This window comes from Nocardia sp. NPDC051570, assembly GCF_044454005.1.
Lineage (GTDB): Bacteria > Actinomycetota > Actinomycetes > Mycobacteriales > Mycobacteriaceae > Nocardia.
In genome coordinates, this window is record NZ_JBITDI010000006.1 from 373,865 (window position 1) to 388,717 (window position 14,853).

Annotated in this window: 15 protein-coding genes; 9 read left to right on the forward strand and 6 right to left on the reverse strand. The window is 66.3% G+C overall.

Annotated elements, in window-relative coordinates; translation table 11 throughout:
* Positions 1 to 10: 10 nt before the first annotated feature.
* Genes ACIA76_RS17930 through ACIA76_RS17965 form a run of 8 tightly spaced genes read left to right on the forward strand, consistent with a single transcriptional unit; the run spans position 11 to position 7,180 of the window.
* Complete coding sequence (locus ACIA76_RS17930; RefSeq protein ID WP_397152913.1) at positions 11 to 877, forward strand: cupin-like domain-containing protein; 867 nt, start codon at positions 11 to 13, stop codon at positions 875 to 877.
* Positions 874 to 2,151, forward strand: a complete 1,278-nt coding sequence (locus ACIA76_RS17935; RefSeq protein ID WP_397152914.1) for an aminotransferase class I/II-fold pyridoxal phosphate-dependent enzyme — start codon at positions 874 to 876, stop codon at positions 2,149 to 2,151. Before ACIA76_RS17930 ends, ACIA76_RS17935 begins: the two co-directional genes overlap by 4 nt.
* Entirely contained in the window at positions 2,148 to 3,023 is an 876-nt protein-coding gene (locus ACIA76_RS17940) for an HpcH/HpaI aldolase/citrate lyase family protein (RefSeq protein WP_397152915.1), read from the forward strand. Before ACIA76_RS17935 ends, ACIA76_RS17940 begins: the two co-directional genes overlap by 4 nt.
* The gene (locus tag ACIA76_RS17945; RefSeq protein WP_397152916.1) at positions 3,010 to 3,906 is read left to right on the forward strand and encodes an acetaldehyde dehydrogenase (acetylating); all 897 of its coding nucleotides are present in this window, start codon (positions 3,010 to 3,012) and stop codon (positions 3,904 to 3,906) included. Before ACIA76_RS17940 ends, ACIA76_RS17945 begins: the two co-directional genes overlap by 14 nt.
* Positions 3,903 to 4,919 carry a 4-hydroxy-2-oxovalerate aldolase gene (gene dmpG, locus ACIA76_RS17950; RefSeq protein ID WP_397152917.1) on the forward strand — a complete coding sequence of 339 codons (1,017 nt, stop codon included), beginning with the start codon at positions 3,903 to 3,905 and terminating at the stop codon, positions 4,917 to 4,919. Before ACIA76_RS17945 ends, dmpG begins: the two co-directional genes overlap by 4 nt.
* Positions 4,916 to 5,869, forward strand: a complete 954-nt coding sequence (locus ACIA76_RS17955) for an ornithine cyclodeaminase family protein (protein WP_397152918.1) — start codon at positions 4,916 to 4,918, stop codon at positions 5,867 to 5,869. The genes dmpG and ACIA76_RS17955 overlap by 4 nt, the downstream gene beginning before the upstream one ends.
* Positions 5,866 to 6,369, forward strand: a complete 504-nt coding sequence (locus ACIA76_RS17960) for a MaoC family dehydratase (protein WP_397152919.1) — start codon at positions 5,866 to 5,868, stop codon at positions 6,367 to 6,369. Before ACIA76_RS17955 ends, ACIA76_RS17960 begins: the two co-directional genes overlap by 4 nt.
* Before the next feature lie 37 nt (positions 6,370 to 6,406).
* A complete protein-coding gene (locus tag ACIA76_RS17965; RefSeq protein ID WP_397152920.1) occupies positions 6,407 to 7,180 on the forward strand; it encodes a cyclase family protein in 774 nt (257 codons plus the stop codon).
* 9 nt (positions 7,181 to 7,189) lie between these two features.
* On the opposite strand, the gene ACIA76_RS17970 is transcribed toward ACIA76_RS17965, so the two are convergent.
* Together ACIA76_RS17970 and ACIA76_RS17975 are read right to left on the reverse strand one after the other, a co-directional pair.
* Positions 7,190 to 8,035, reverse strand: a complete 846-nt coding sequence (locus tag ACIA76_RS17970) for an SAM-dependent methyltransferase (RefSeq protein ID WP_397152921.1) — start codon at positions 8,033 to 8,035, stop codon at positions 7,190 to 7,192.
* A 78-nt stretch (positions 8,036 to 8,113) separates the two neighbouring features.
* On the reverse strand, positions 8,114 to 8,689 hold the full coding sequence (locus ACIA76_RS17975; protein ID WP_397152922.1) for a hypothetical protein: 576 nt from the start codon (positions 8,687 to 8,689) through the stop codon (positions 8,114 to 8,116).
* 868 nt (positions 8,690 to 9,557) lie between these two features.
* Between ACIA76_RS17975 and ACIA76_RS17980 the strand changes: the two genes are divergently transcribed.
* Positions 9,558 to 9,929 carry a hypothetical protein gene (locus ACIA76_RS17980; RefSeq protein WP_397152923.1) on the forward strand — a complete coding sequence of 124 codons (372 nt, stop codon included), beginning with the start codon at positions 9,558 to 9,560 and terminating at the stop codon, positions 9,927 to 9,929.
* Between the two features lie 147 nt (positions 9,930 to 10,076).
* Here ACIA76_RS17980 and ACIA76_RS17985 read toward each other — a convergent pair whose 3' ends face one another.
* From ACIA76_RS17985 to ACIA76_RS18000, 4 genes are all read right to left on the reverse strand, one after another.
* Positions 10,077 to 11,210 (reverse strand): Fic family protein, encoded by a 1,134-nt coding sequence (locus ACIA76_RS17985; protein WP_397152924.1) that lies wholly within the window; start codon positions 11,208 to 11,210, stop codon positions 10,077 to 10,079.
* Positions 11,211 to 11,336: 126 nt separating this feature from the next.
* Positions 11,337 to 12,983: an ABC transporter ATP-binding protein gene (locus tag ACIA76_RS17990; RefSeq protein WP_397152925.1), complete on the reverse strand. Its 1,647-nt coding sequence runs from the start codon at positions 12,981 to 12,983 to the stop codon at positions 11,337 to 11,339.
* Positions 12,984 to 12,994: 11 nt separating this feature from the next.
* On the reverse strand, positions 12,995 to 13,894 hold the full coding sequence (locus ACIA76_RS17995) for an ABC transporter permease (protein WP_397152926.1): 900 nt from the start codon (positions 13,892 to 13,894) through the stop codon (positions 12,995 to 12,997).
* Positions 13,891 to 14,847 (reverse strand): ABC transporter permease, encoded by a 957-nt coding sequence (locus ACIA76_RS18000; protein ID WP_397152927.1) that lies wholly within the window; start codon positions 14,845 to 14,847, stop codon positions 13,891 to 13,893. Before ACIA76_RS18000 ends, ACIA76_RS17995 begins: the two co-directional genes overlap by 4 nt.
* Positions 14,848 to 14,853 lie beyond the last annotated feature (6 nt).

Here is a 14,853-nt window from a genome sequence, read left to right on the forward strand (position 1 = left end):
GGAGGACGCCGTGACACACGACAACAACGGGGCCGCTTTACACACCGCACTTCCGGTGGCGCACATAGCATTCGACGATTTCCGAGCACTGGGCCGCGATGCGGTCATCCGGGCGGATGTGCCCGTGGTGATCGATCGACTGCCCCAGCGCCGCGCCTTCGACCGCGACCTGGTGCTCGACCGGCTCGGCGACGCCCCGGTGACACTGTTCTCCGAGCCGAGCAGCCGGACCAACACCCGGCGCTGGGAGACCTCGCGAATTCTGCTGCGGGAGTTCTTCGAACGCTACGGCGACGGTACGGACGCGCGCGCCTGGCATCGCATCGTCTCCAACATCATGAACCTGCCCGACGCGGTGCGCGCGATCATCGGATTCGACCCGGAGGAGCTGTTCGGCCCGCGGAGTCTGCGCAATGCCGCGAATCTGTGGATCAGCCATCGCAGCGTATTCACCCAGAGCCATTTCGACGAGCTGGAGAACTTCAATATCCAATTGGCGGGCCGCAAGCGATTCATCCTGATGCCACCGGGATTCCGCGATTACTATCCGCGCTCACTGCTGCGGGGTTTCGGCGACAAGTCGCAGGCGTTCGACTTCACCGACGTCGACCCGCACCGCTTCCCGCGCCTGACGGCCCGGCTGCCGCAGCGCCGCGACATCCTGCTCGAACCCGGCCAGATGTTGTATCTGCCCCTGGGCTGGTGGCATCAGGCCGAATCGGTGGACGAGCTGAACATCAACATGAACTTCTGGATGTGGGATCGGAAGATCCTGCGCCGCCCCTACGTCCTGGGCAGCGCCCTCTACACCGCGGCCTACCGAAAACTCAAGGGCGTCTACAACTATCAGCCCGAGGCCGCCGGGAGCACGCGATGACCGACCGCAGACAGATCACCCCCACCAACGCATACCGCAACAACGACAAGCTGGTCGGCATCGGAAATGCGTTCTGGGACCTGTCCGAACGCAACGGCATCGCCGGAATCGCCGCCCACCTCGACGTGGACACCGGCCTGCTGCGCACCGAGCCCGGACTCGAATTCGTCCCCGCCGGACATGAATTCATCGACTTCAGCTGCTGCTCCTATCTGGATCTCGACTCCCATCCGCGGGTGATCGAGGGCGGTATCGACGCGCTGCGCCGCTATAAGGTCCTCGACCACTGCATCGCCCGCAGCCGCGTGCAGATCCCGGCCATGCTCGAACTGGAGGCGTCGCTGGGTGAGCTGTTCGGCGCCACCGTCGTCTGCTCGATCGCCGCGAGCACCGCGACCTTCGGCCTGCTACCGCTGATCGCATCGGGTCATCTCGGCAACGGCATCCGGCCGCTGATGATCTTCGACCGGTACGCGCATATCTCGATGGCCAACCTCAAACCGGTCTGCGCCGATGAGACCGAGGTCGTCACCTCACCGCATCACGATCTGGATTTCATCGAGGACGCCTGTAAGACCTACGCCCGGGTCGCCTATGTCTGCGACGGCAGCGACAGCCTCGGCGGCTACGCGCCGGTCGCGGAACTGGCCGAGCTGCAGGACAAGTACGGCCTGCTGGTCTACTACGACGATTCCCATTCGCTGTCGGCCTACGGCGAGCGCGGCATGGGCTACGTCCGCTCGCACTCCCCTGTTCGCGACGATCGCACGATCGTGGTGATGACCCTGAACAAGGCCTTCGGCACCAGCGGCGCCGCGATCGTGCTCGACGGCTATTCGAAGCACACGCTGCGCATCATCGAGCGTTTCGGTGGCGCGCTGAACTATTCGCAGCTGCTGAATACCGCCGCCTGCGGCGCGGGCCTGGCCTCGGCGGAGATCCACCGCACCGCCGAACTCACCGATCTGCAGCAGCGGCTGTATCGCAATATCGCGCTGTTCGATTCGCTGATCCCCACCGCCCAGGCGGGCAGCACCTATCCGATCCGCCTGGTGCCCATGAGCGATTCGACGGTGGTCGAGGCGGGCCGGACGGTCTTCGAGGCCGGATTCTATGTCTCGCCGGTGTTCTTCCCCATCGTGCCCCGCGGCACCGCCGGACTGCGAGTCATGCTGCGCGCCGGGCAGACCGAGGAACAGATCCGCCGGTTGTGCGCGGTGCTGGCCCAGATCGGCGCGCCCACGCCCGCCCCGACACCGGAGCCGGTCCGATGAGCCCCACCGCGCGCGCGATACCGCGCAGCATCTTCTACACCCCGGCGCTCTCGCTCGAGCGAGTGATCAAGGCCTGGTCCTACGACGCCGACGTCCACCTGATCGATCTGGAGGATTCCATTCCCGCCCAGGCGAAGTCGGACGCGCGGGCGATCTGCCGCGAGGCGCTGGACAAGGCCCCGAATCCGGCGAATACGGCCGTGCGGATCAACGAACTCAGCACGCTCGAGGCGATGCGGGACCTGATCCTGCTCGCCGAATGCCCGACCGCGCCCGGCTTCCTCGTCCTGACGATGGTGAAATCCCCCGCGGAGATCACCATGGTGCGTGACGTCTTCGCCTGCGCCGGACGCCATCCCGAGATCTACGTGACCGTCGAGACGGTCGAGGCGGTGACCGGGATGGACGCCATCGCCGCGGTCTCCGACGGATTGATCTTCGGCTCGGCCGATTTCGCGGCCACCCTCGGCATCGAGATCACCTGGGCGGGCATGCTGGGCGCCCGGCACGCCATGGCGATGGCCTGCGCCCACTACGGCATCGGCTGCATCGACACCAGCAACTTCCACCTCGAGGAGCCCGCGGCCCTGCAGGAGGAGATCGACGGGACGCGGGCCCTGGGCTTCCACGGCAAGGTCGCCATCCATCCCGATCAGCTCGACGCGATCAACCGGTCCTACCGCCCGGATCCGGACGAGCTGCGGTTCGCCCGCCGGGTCACCGCGGCCGTGCCCGTCGGCGGTGTCGCCGTCCTCGACGGCAATATGGTCGGCCCGCCGTTCGCCCGCAAGGCCCGTGCCACGGTCGCGCTCGCGGACGCCTGGGACATCCGGTTCGGTACTGGCAAGGAGGCCGGTCATGAATTCTCTTGAGCCCCTGCGGGTCGCCGTCCTCGGCACCGGCATGATCGGCATGGATCTGGTCGACAAGATTCGCCGATCATCGCTGCTGCGGTGCGCATTGGTGGCGGGACGCAATCCGCGTTCGGCGGGTCTGCGGCATGCGAGCGATCTCGGCTACCCGGTCACCGCCGACGGGATCGATGCCCTGCTCGCGGCGGCACGCCCGTTCGACGTCGTCTTCGACGCCACCAACGCGCATTCCCATCGCGAACACTGGCAGCGACTCGAACCGCTCGACACACTGCTGATCGATCTGACGCCCAGCAAGCTCGGGCATATGGTCGTCCCCACGGTCACCGGCACACGGGTGCCGACCCATCGCAATATCAGCCTGATCAGCTGCGGCGGCCAGGCCTCGGTCCCCCTCGTCCACGCGCTCGCGCGCCGGTTCCCGACGCGCTACCTCGAGGTCGTCACGACGGTCGCGAGCGATATCGCCGGGCGCGCCACCCGGCTGAATCTCGACGAATTCGTGATGACCACGCAGCAGGCGCTGAGCGTGTTCAGCGGCGTGCCCGACACCAAGGCGATCATCAACATCAGCCCGGCCGTTCCGCCCGCGACCTTCCGGGTGGCGATCTCGGCGGAGGTCGAGGGCGCGACCACCGAGGGCGTGTACGCCGTGCTGGCCGCGGCCGCCGAGCAGGTGCGGGCCTTCGCGCCCGGCTACGGGATCACCGCATGCACAGTGGCCGGTGAGCGGGTATCGGTCTCGGCCGAGGTGATCGCGACCAGTGCCGTAATGCCCCGGTACGCGGGGAATCTGGACATCATCAACGCGGCGGCCATCCTGGTGGCCGAACAGTATGCGGCCAGCCGGAATTCGGCCGCCATGACCGGGGTGGGGCAATGACCGCGAAGGTGCTGATCCACGATCCCACGCTGCGCGACGGGCACCACGCCGTCCGCCATCGGCTCGAGGTGGATCAGCTCCGCGACTACGCCGCGGCCTGCGACAAGGCGGGCATCCCGGTGGTGGAGGTGGGCCACGGCAACGGCCTGGGCGCATCCTCGTTGCAGGTCGGCCGGGCCGCGCTGTCCGATGAGCGGATGCTCGCGACCGTGCGAGAGGCCTTGTCGCACAGTCGAATGGGCGTATTCATGCTGCCCGGCTGGGGCACCACCGCCGATCTGCGCACGGCGCTGGCGCACGGCGCGGATGTGGTGCGGATCGGGACGCACTGCACCGAGGCGAACCTCGCCGAACGGCATCTGGGCTTCCTGCGCGAGACGGGCGCCGAGGCGCACGGCGTGCTGCTGATGAGCCATATGGCCACCCCGCAGCAGCTGGCCGAGCAGTGCGCCCTGCTGGTCGAATACGGCGCGCAGGCGGTCGGCATCCTGGATTCCGCGGGGCATTTCCTGCCGCCGGATGTCACAGCGCGAATCACCGCGATCGCCGCGGCGGTCGAGGTGCCGGTGATCTTCCACGGGCATAACAACCTCGGCATGGCCGTCGCGAATTCGCTCGCGGCCGCGCAGGCCGGGGCCGGGATCATCGACGGCTGTGCGCGCGGCTTCGGCGCGGGTGCGGGCAACACCCAGCTCGAGGTGCTGGTGCCGGTGCTCGAGCGGATGGGGTTCTCGACCGGTATCAATCTGTACGGCCTGCTCGACGCCGCCGATATCGCCGAGCGGACGCTCATGCCCGCGCCCCCGGTCACCAACTCGCTGAGCATCGTCAGCGGATTGGCCGGTGTGTTCTCGGGATTCAAGAATCCGGTGCTCGACCTGGCCGGACGGGCCGGGGTCGATCCGCGCGATGTTTTCTTCGAACTCGGCCGACGCCAGGCCATCGCAGGTCAGGAGGATCTCATCGTCGATGTGGTCGCGGAGTTGAGTGCGCGCGGCGAGGTGCGGATATGACCGCCACGCCACCGATGATCACCGCCGCCGAAATGCGCGGCGAGGCGACCCTGCGCGCGGTGATCGACGCCCTCGCAGCGGCCTTCGCCGACCTGTCCGCCGGGCGGGCGCAATCCCCGGAACGCACACTGGTCCACCATGATTCGACCATGTCCGAGCTGCTGGTGAGCCCCGCCGCGTGGAGCGCGCGCAGACTCGCCGCGGTCAAGGTCACCACCCTCACCCCGGCCAATCCCGGCCGGGGTCTGCCGCTGATCCATGGCATCGTGGTCCTGACCGATCTGGATACCGGTCGCATCCTCGCTCTGCTCGACGGCGCGGAACTGACGGCCATCCGGACCGGCGCGCTCGCGGCGCTGGCGACTCGGCTGTGCAGCCGCCCCGACGCCGAGGATCTGGCCGTCATCGGTGCGGGCGTCCAAGCGAAGGCATTACTGAATGCGATATCCCTTGTCCGGCCGATACATTCGGTCCGCCTGTGGTCTCGAACCCGATCTCGGGCACAGGCCTTCGCCGACCATATCCGCGACACTCCCCACTCCCCTGCCCGAATCACCGTCTGTGACAACCCGTTCGATGCCGTCCGAGACGCCGAACTGATCTGCACCGCCACCGCCACCGCCGATCCCGAGCCCCTGATCCAGGCCGACTGGATAGCCCCCGGCGCACATCTCAACGTGATCGGCGGCGTCCATGAGAACGCCTTGGAGATCGACCCGGCGCTATTGAAGTCCGCCGTCATCACCGTCGAAACCCGTTCCGCCGCACAGGAAGAGGCCGGAGAGATCCGCGCGGCCCTGAGCCAGGGCCTCATCACCCTCACCGATCTCCACGAACTGGGCACACCCCTGCCCGACCCCCACGGCCGCACCACGATCCTCCGCAGCGTGGGCATGGCCATCGAGGACACCGCCGCCGCGGCGGCCATCTACGAGGAGTACCGGCGATGACCCTGCGACGCGTCGGCGACAACGAATACGTCGAGGAGCACGGCGGCGACTACGAGGACTTCGAACCCGGCATGGTCATCAAGCACTGGCCCGGCCGCACGATCTCCGAGACCGACAACACCTGGCTCACCCTGCTCCTGATGAACCAGCACCCCCTACACTTCGACGAAACCTACGGCGCCGCCTCGGAATACGGCCGAGTCCTGGTGAACAGCTCCATCACCCTGGCCCTGATCGGCGGCATGACCGTCCAGGCCCTGTCCGCCCGCGCCGTGGCCAACCTCGGCTGGGACCGAGTCCGCCTCGCCGACCCGGTCTTCGTAGGCGACACCCTCTACGCCACCAGCCGCATCCTCACCACGCGCCACTCCAGATCCCGCCCCACCCAAGGCATCGTGACGGTCGAGACGACCGGCAGGAAATCCACGGGGGAAACGGTGATCACCTTCGAGCGATCGTTCCTGGTGCGTTGCCGAAACGGCGCACACGATTCCGACTAGATTCGACCTGGGGGGTTCGTCGAGGAAGGGAGAGATCGTGCGCAGGCTGGTGGATATCTCCGTACCGCTGCGGGCGGGAATCGCCTCGGATCCGCCCGGACATCTACCGGAGATCGACTACTACTCTCATGCCGATACGGCATCCGATGTGCTCGGGTTCTTTCCCGGCGCCACGGTGGACGATCTGCCCGACGGTGAGGGATGGGCGATCGAACGCGTGCGGATCAGCACGCACAATGGCACCCATCTCGACGCGCCCTACCACTATTCGGCGACCATGGACGGCGGGGCGCGGGCCATCACCATCGATGAGGTCCCGTTGGACTGGTGCCTGCAGCCGGCGGTGAAGCTGGACTTCCGCCATATCGAGGACGGGTATGTGGTCCGTGCCGCGGACGTCGAGGCGGAGTTGAAGCGCATCGGTCATCAGCTGCGGCCGCTCGAGATCGTCGTGGTCAACACCTCGGCCGGAATCCGGTACGGCGCCGACGATTACGTGTCCTCCGGCTGCGGTATGGGCCGCGAGGCCACACTGTATCTGCTGGAGCGGGGCGTCCGGCTGACCGGCACCGACGCCTGGAGCTGGGACGCACCGTTCGTGCACACCGCCGCCCGCTACGCCCGCGACCACGACGCCTCGGTGATCTGGGAGGGCCACCGGGCCGGCCGCACGATCGGCTACTGCCACCTGGAGAAGCTGCACAACCTGGAATCGCTGCCCGCCAACGGTTTCCAGATCGCCTGCTTCCCCGTCAAGATCCACGCCGCCTCCGCGGGCTGGACCCGAGCCGTGGCCATCTTCGACGACTGAGCGCGATGCTCAGTGTGTACGTCCCACACCCGCCCAGATCCAGGCGGTTTCGGTATCGAACGTGCCGCCGAATATGGATGTGTCGGCGAATTCGGGGTGCCACTCCCGCACCGGAACCACACCCGGATCCACGAGATCGGTGCCGGCGAACAGGCTTTCGGTCTCGGCGCGGCCGCGCGGGACGAAGGTGATACCGGCCTGCTCCATGGCTTGTGTGGCCCGCGCGAGAGCTTGTGGATCGAAATCCGCAGTGGGATGGCTGATGACGAGACAGCTGCCGGGGGGCATCGCATCGAGCAGTCGCTTGATGATGGTGCGTGGATCGTCCTCATCGTCGGGGAAGTACATCAGGACCATGACCAGCACGATGGCGACGGGGCGGTCGAGGTCGAGCGTGGCCGTGAGGATCGGATCGGTCACGATCGACACCGGATCGCGGAGATCGGCGTGGATGAAGGCGGTCTTTCCTTCCGGCGTGCTCCCCATCAGGGCGCGCGCATGTGCCAGCACGAGCGGGTCGTTGTCCACATAGACGATGCGCGCCGCGGGGTCCACTTCTTGGGCGACCTCGTGGGTGTTGCGTGCGGTCGGAATGCCGGTGCCGATGTCCAGGAACTGGTCGATGCCCAGCTCGGCGATCGCGTAGCGCACGGCACGACCGAGGAAAGCCCGGTTGGCGCGTGCCATGGTACGAATACTCGGGATGTGAGTGGCGATCTCGTCACCCAGCAGTCGATCGGCACGGTAGTTGTCCACACCCCCGAGCCAGTAATCGTAGAGGCGTGCCACATGCGGTGTGGTGGTGTCGATTTCGGTCGGTAATCGCGAGCCCGCCGGTCCGCGGCTGTCCGACATGGCGAACCCCTCTCTGCGGTGCTCGCCGCCCAGGATATTCCGGCAAGACCACCCGCAGGCAGCAATCCACGCGAACCGTCAGGATAACTTTCCGTGGCGGTGCGGCTCGCTTGCCGAACGGCTTTCCAGCATTGCCGCTTCGGGGTCGATCATCGAGTAGCCGCCATTGTCGGCGGTGCCGAAGAGCTCGCCCACCAGGTCTCGGATGTTGCGGGCGTACATGAGCAACAGATTGCGGTCCACGCGTTCGGCTTTCGCCAGCTCCACCATTTGCGAGCTGCGCTGCTGCAGCTCGGCGATGCGGTGCCGGTCCGACTGTTCGGAGTGCGGCGATATCGCGCTGACGTGCGCCGTCAGCAGCTTGTCGGCGGTCACCTCGCGCGGAACCGGGGGATGGCCGCCCTGGAGCACGACGCGGCAGGAGCCCGGCAGCCATCCCAGCACCTGCTCGATCTTCGCGAAGGTCATCTCATGCGGATGATCGCTGAATTCCCCGCGCACGAAGGTCAGCCACGTCGCGCGAGCAAGGTACACCTCGATCACGGAGAGGCTGAGTCCGAGGAGTTCCTTGCGTTCGGCCATCAGCTCGCCGAGCCGAACCTTGCGTTGGTCGACTGTGCGTTGCTCCTTGACAGTGCGCTTGCGGGTCATCATGTGCCTGCCTGAGAGTAGGTCTTCCGTCCAGAAGAACCGCTGGGGTCCAATTTACACTCTTTTTATATCGACGGGTCAGGCATCGAGCGCTTCATGACTCGGCGTTTCGGTTGACGAAACAATTGCTGACCTTGGGATTAACCATATTTCCACTACCATGTGACAAATAGGCAAAATTACCCACGGTTTTTGAACCGCTTTCTATGGTTTAACACTCCGATGCGTGTAACCTAGATCACATGGCCGATGTCTCACAGATGAGACGAGACGGCAGACGTAGACCCCGCAAGCCCGTTGAGATCCCCGTCGCACTCCGCCTCGTACGCAAGGCGCTACAGCTGTCGATCAAGGATTTGGTCGCACTGATGCCACCCCGCGAAAGCGGCGCTACCTGGAGCGAAGCGACGGTTTCCCGAGTGGAATCCGGCAGCCGGGGAGCCAGTCCCGAGTTGATTCAGGCCCTGTCGGTAGCCCTACGGCGCGCATGGGAGGACGACGGGACGTGATTTCGTTCATGTAGCGTTCTCCACTTCTTTCCGCACCGTTTATCTACCGGGCGAGGTTTACCACATCACCGCATTGGACGGCGATCGACGCGCCGCGCATATCGTGACCCAGCCCGGACCAGCACATCTGATCCGACGTTTCATATGGTTGCCGATGATTCGCCCGAACTCCGATCGGTAACTGATAAAGAAGGCCCACCGGCTGATGGAAGCCTTTGCCAGGGAACGGATTCCGGGCGCCACATCAAGGGGACGCTATGCCGCAATTCCGCGAACTTCGTGAACGTAGACCGCGATCGTGGGCCGCAGAACCGTTTTCAGTGCCGGGGCGCATCTCGGCGCTTCCCGAGAGGAGAGCCGATATGACAAACAACCTCACCCGCAACCGCCCCCCTCCGCATGCACGCAGGGCCGACCATGCCGGACCCGATAACCAAGCCGCACTGATAGACACGCCCACGGCCCAGCTCGCCGACGCGCTCGACCGAAGCCTCGTTCGGGCATTCCATCGACAACGCTGGACCGGTGGCATGCTGGCCGTGAACGTATTCACCGGCTCGGTGGTCCCGTCCCACCTGATAGAGGTGAGCGCACACTGGGGCACGTACCCCTTGGGCCTATGCCTGATCCTCGACCTCGGCATCGGTTCGGCGAAGTACGTGCGGGAGTGGTGGCGCGATCTGGACGTGATCATCATCAGATACCGGCGATCGCCGCGTCCGGCCAGCTGGTGACAACCCCGACCGCTATCGACCGGTGCACCAGCGGCCTCGCGTCAGGCACTCACCGCCGCACTCGACTCCGACGAATCCAGCACCCCCACACTGGGAATCGATTCCAGCAGGCTATCCAGCCAACCGCGATCAATCAGCGCGAAGTTGCTATCGCCCGTACGGGTTGTCGAGGATAGCCGGGGTGCCGGCGACTTCCAAAACCTCTGCGGGATAGCCCGGTCCAGCAACGTAGAAGCGGGCACGGGTCCGGCCGACCGGCCGCAACACACCAGCCGTGACGAGATCACGCAGATCGCGTTGCGCCTGTTGAAGACTCAGCCCTTCGGCCTGCTCATAGCGGGTTCGACGGACCCTGCCGGACACAGCGACGTCATGTAACGCGCTGACCACCCTCTCGTCCAAATGGATACCCGCCACATACTTCTCGAGCATCGCCCACACCGCGGCGGACCGAACCCAACGGGCATGTACGGTTTGTGCCTGCTGGTGATACGCGGTCAGGTTGAACCGAATCCATTCGGACACATCTTGATCCGGCCGATAAGTGCTGCCACGCCGACCGAGTACCTGGTAGTACTCCCAGGTGTTACCGGGCCGACCGAGCCATGCCTCGATGGACGAAAACTCCGGCGCGAGAACGCCCCGCGCGATCATCAGTGTCTGCAGTGATCGCGACATGCGACCATTACCATCGCTCCACGGGTGGATGGACACGAGATGCAGATGCGCCATCGCCGCGCGCACGAGCGGGTGCGTGCCATCGTCGGTGTTGAGCCAATCGACGAGCTCTTCCATCAAGACCGGCACACTGCTTGCCTCGGGCGCCGTGTATGCGGCGATACTCGCGTCCCGGGCATCGGTCACGTACACGGGGCCACGTCGCCATTGCCCAGCCGGACGCCGCTCGGCATGCCGGTGTCCCTGCAGCATCCAGTGGAGGGCGTTGAGGAATCCCTTGCTGTAGGCGAAATCATCTACGTCGTGCAGGGTCTGTATGTAGGTCATCATCCGCTCGTACGCAAGCGTCTCAGCCCTGTTTTCATCGGAGACCTCGACGTCTCGTTCGCCCGCGATCAAATCCTCCACGTCGATAGTCGAGACTTTGAATCCCTCGATCGAGTTCGACGCGGCGACGGCATCCGCGGTAAGGAACTTACGCAGCCTACCCGCCCATTTGCCAGGTTTGGCCTGCAGTTCATGGCGTAGTTCGTTGCGCATCCGATCGACGTCGGCGAGAACATCGGTATCGACGGCACTCAATGCAGGCGTCGGGAACAACATGCTACTACCATATGATGACGTAATCATTACGTCAATCTTGGATGCTTGCCAACAGCGTTAGAGAGATGACTGGGTATGCCCTGGCTCGGGCTGCGGCAGATATACCAGGGCCGGACCACGGCTCCGCTATGCGGTCACCGCCGCCGAATCCCACACCGCCGCACCGGGAATCGCGTCCAGCAGGCGCTGCGTATACGGATCGCTGGGTGCCTTCAGGACCTTCTCGACCGGACCCTGTTCGACCACCTTGCCCTCGCGCATGACGACCACGTCGTGGGCCAGGGCCTGGACGACGGCGAGGTCGTGGGAGATGAACAGGTAGCTGATGCCGAGGCGGTCCTGGAGGTCGGACAGGAGGGTGAGGATCTGCTTTTGGACCAGGACGTCGAGGGCGGAGACGGCCTCGTCGCAGACCACCAGGCGGGGTTCGATGGCCAGGGCGCGGGCGATGGCTACGCGCTGGCGCTGGCCGCCGGAGAGTTCGTTGGGGTAGCGGTGGGCCACGGCGGCGGGGAGGGCTACCTGGTCGAGGAGTTCGGCGACGCGGGTGCGGCGGGTGGTGCGGTCGCCGATGCCGAAGGCGCGCAAGGGTTCCGCGATCAGGCGTTCGACGGTCCACATCGGGTCCAGGGAGGAATACGGGTCCTGGAAGACCGGCTGCATCGCCAGGCGCGCGGCCCGCAGCTGGGCGCCGCGCAGGCCGACGGCCTCGGCGCCGTCCAGTTCGACCGTGCCGGAGGTCGCGGGCACCAAGCCCAGGATCATCCGTGCCGTCGTGGTCTTACCCGAACCCGATTCACCGACGATCGCGGTGGTGCGCCCGCGCGCGATCGTGAACGACACATCGTCCACCGCGCGCAGCACCCCGCCGCGCCCGCGAATGCTGTACTCCTTGCTGAGGTGCGAAACCTCCAGCACCACAGTCTCTTCGGCGAGCTCGGCCTTCTTGTCCTCGGCCACGGTCTCCGCGACCGTCTGCCCCGCGATCAACGGCACGACCCGCGCCGGAGCCGCCGCGACCAGCCGCTGGGTGTACTCCTGCTGAGGATCGGTCAAAACCGCACGCGCGGGCCCGGATTCGACGATCTTGCCATCGGACATCACCACCACCCGATCGGCCCGCTCGGCCGCCAGCCCCAGATCATGGGTCACCAAGAGCAGCGCGGTACCCAACTCCCGGGTGAGCTTGTCCAGATGATCCAGGATCTGCCGCTGCACGGTCACATCCAGCGCGGAGGTCGGCTCGTCGGCGATCAGCAGCTCGGGTCGGCACGCCAACCCGATCGCGATCAGCGCGCGCTGGCGCATACCGCCGGAGAACTCGTGCGGATACTGCCGCGCCCGCCGCGCGGGCTCGGGCAGACCGGCCTCACCCAGCAGTTCGATCGCGCGCTGCCGCGCCTCGCCACGGGTGCACAACCCGTGTGCCAGTAGGGTTTCCGATACCTGCCGACCGATCCGCGACACCGGATTGAGATTGGACATCGGATCCTGCGGCACCAGCCCGACCTCGCGCCCGCGCAACCGCCGCAGCCGCTTCTGGTCCGCATGCGTGATGTCCTCACCGCGCCAGCGGATGGTGCCGCCGGTCACCCGGCCGGCGCCGGGCAGCAGGCCGATGATCGCATGGGCGAGTGTGGATTTGCCGGATCCGGAGGCGCCCACGACCGCGACCCGCTCACCCGGCGCGATCACCAGATCCGCGCCGTCGACCGCGGTCGCGGCGCCATAAGACACCCGCAGATCGCTGATCGCCACCAGTGGTTCGGTCATTGCCAGCTCCTTCACCGGCTCGTCTTCGGGTCGAGCGCATCGCGCAGCGCATCACCGAAGAGGTTGAATCCCAAGCAGATCAGCAGCAGCGCCACACCGGGGAAGATGCCCGGCCACGGGGTGCGCAGCAGATACTGCTGCGCATCGGAGAGCATGATGCCCAGACTGGGCGCGGGCGGCTTGATGCCCAGCCCCAGGAACGACAGGATCGCCTCGCCCAGGACGGCCGTCGGCATGATCACGGTGGCCTGCACGATGATCGGCGCCAGCGAGTTGGGCAGGATGTGCTCGCCCAGGATGCGCCACCACGAGACGTTCATCGTGCGCGCGGCGAGGACGAAGTCGGTCTCCTTGAGCCGCAACGTCTCCGCGCGCACCACGCGCATCATCACCGGCACCTGCGCGATGCCCAGCGCGATCGCGGCCTCGCCGAGACCCGCGCCGTAGATCGCGGTCAGCCCGACCGCGATGATCACGAACGGAAAGGCGAGCAGCACATCGCCGATCCGTGACAGCAGCATATCGAGCGCGCGCCAGTATCCGGCCAGCAGACCCAGCGGCACCCCGATGAGCACCGCGCACAGCACCGCCAGCACGCCGACCTCGAGCGAGGCACGCGTGCCGTACAGCACCCGGGAGAGGATATCGCGGCCCAAATCGTCGGTGCCCAAGGCGAATCCGACCGTGCCCGGCTTCTGGAACGGCGTCGCGAAATGCACCTCGGCGGGCGCGTACGGCGCCAGCAGCGGTGCGAGCACGCCGATCACGATGACGATCAGCAGCAGCGCGGCGCCCAGCATGCCCAGCGGATTGGCGCGCAGATGTCGCAGCACCCGTCCGCGGGCCCGGGCCGGCGGCGGGGTCGCGGCGGCCGAACCGGTGTCGGCGACGGGGGTGTCGGTGATGGTCATTTCGCCCTCCCGGACACTCGCACGCGCGGGTCGATCACGGTGTACAGCACGTCGACCAGCAGATTGATCACGATGTAGGCCGTGGTGATCACCAGCACGACCGCCTGGATCACCGGATAGTCGCGGGTGAACACCGAATCCAGGGTCAGCTTCCCGATACCCGGCAGACTGAAGATGCGTTCGGTGACGAACGCGCTCCCGATGAGCAGACCCAGCTGCAAACCGATGACCGTGGTCACCACGATCAGACTGTTGCGCAAGGCATATCGCACGATCACCGTACCGGGCCCGAGACCCTTCGCCCGAGCGGTGCGCACGAAGTCGGCGGTCAGCGTCTCCACCATCGACGATCGCGTCTGCCGCTGCACCACGGCCGCGTGGGTCACACCGAGGATCAGCGCGGGCAGGGTGAGGAAGTAGATGCCGCGCAGCGGATCATCGAGCGGGGAGACATATCCCGAGGCCGGGAACAGGCCCAGCCCCACCGACAGATACAGCACGCCGATGATGCCCAGCCAGAACGTCGGCACCGACATTCCGACCAGCGAGACCCCGTTGGCCAGCCATTCGGGCCACCGGCCGCGGTACACCGCGGCGATCACGCCGCCGATCACACCGGCCAGCACCGCGAGAATCATGGCGTAGAGGGCCAATTGCAGCGTGACCGGCAGCGTCGTGCCGATCAGACTCCGCACGGGGATGCCGGTGCGGATCGAGCGACCGAAATCGCCGGTGATCGCATGCCGGAGGAAGTCGAAGTACTGCACCGGCAGCGACCGATCCAGGCCGAGCTGGGCGCGCATCGCGGCGAGGGCGGCCGGATCGGCCTGCTCACCGGCCATCGCCGTGGCCGGATCACCGGGTAGCGCCCGGACCCCGATGAAGACGACGAGCGAGACGAGCACGAGTGTGACAGCGGACTGCCACAAGCGATGGAACACATACTGCAGCATGGTTGT

Excerpts from the sequence above, each read along its gene's own strand:
- ACIA76_RS17980 (WP_397152923.1), top strand. The coding sequence starts at position 9,558 with ATGACAAACAACCTCACCCGCAACCGCCCCCCTCCGCATGCACGCAGG.
- ACIA76_RS17955 (WP_397152918.1), top strand. The coding sequence starts at position 4,916 with ATGACCGCCACGCCACCGATGATCACCGCCGCCGAAATGCGCGGCGAG.
- ACIA76_RS17995 (WP_397152926.1), bottom strand. The coding sequence starts at position 13,894 with ATGACCATCACCGACACCCCCGTCGCCGACACCGGTTCGGCCGCCGCG.
- ACIA76_RS17945 (WP_397152916.1), top strand. The coding sequence starts at position 3,010 with ATGAATTCTCTTGAGCCCCTGCGGGTCGCCGTCCTCGGCACCGGCATG.
- ACIA76_RS17970 (WP_397152921.1), bottom strand. The coding sequence starts at position 8,035 with ATGTCGGACAGCCGCGGACCGGCGGGCTCGCGATTACCGACCGAAATC.
- ACIA76_RS18000 (WP_397152927.1), bottom strand. The coding sequence starts at position 14,847 with ATGCTGCAGTATGTGTTCCATCGCTTGTGGCAGTCCGCTGTCACACTC.
- dmpG (WP_397152917.1), top strand. The coding sequence starts at position 3,903 with ATGACCGCGAAGGTGCTGATCCACGATCCCACGCTGCGCGACGGGCAC.
- ACIA76_RS17960 (WP_397152919.1), top strand. The coding sequence starts at position 5,866 with ATGACCCTGCGACGCGTCGGCGACAACGAATACGTCGAGGAGCACGGC.
- ACIA76_RS17940 (WP_397152915.1), top strand. The coding sequence starts at position 2,148 with ATGAGCCCCACCGCGCGCGCGATACCGCGCAGCATCTTCTACACCCCG.
- ACIA76_RS17985 (WP_397152924.1), bottom strand. The coding sequence starts at position 11,210 with ATGTTGTTCCCGACGCCTGCATTGAGTGCCGTCGATACCGATGTTCTC.
- ACIA76_RS17935 (WP_397152914.1), top strand. The coding sequence starts at position 874 with ATGACCGACCGCAGACAGATCACCCCCACCAACGCATACCGCAACAAC.
- ACIA76_RS17975 (WP_397152922.1), bottom strand. The coding sequence starts at position 8,689 with ATGATGACCCGCAAGCGCACTGTCAAGGAGCAACGCACAGTCGACCAA.
- ACIA76_RS17990 (WP_397152925.1), bottom strand. The coding sequence starts at position 12,983 with ATGACCGAACCACTGGTGGCGATCAGCGATCTGCGGGTGTCTTATGGC.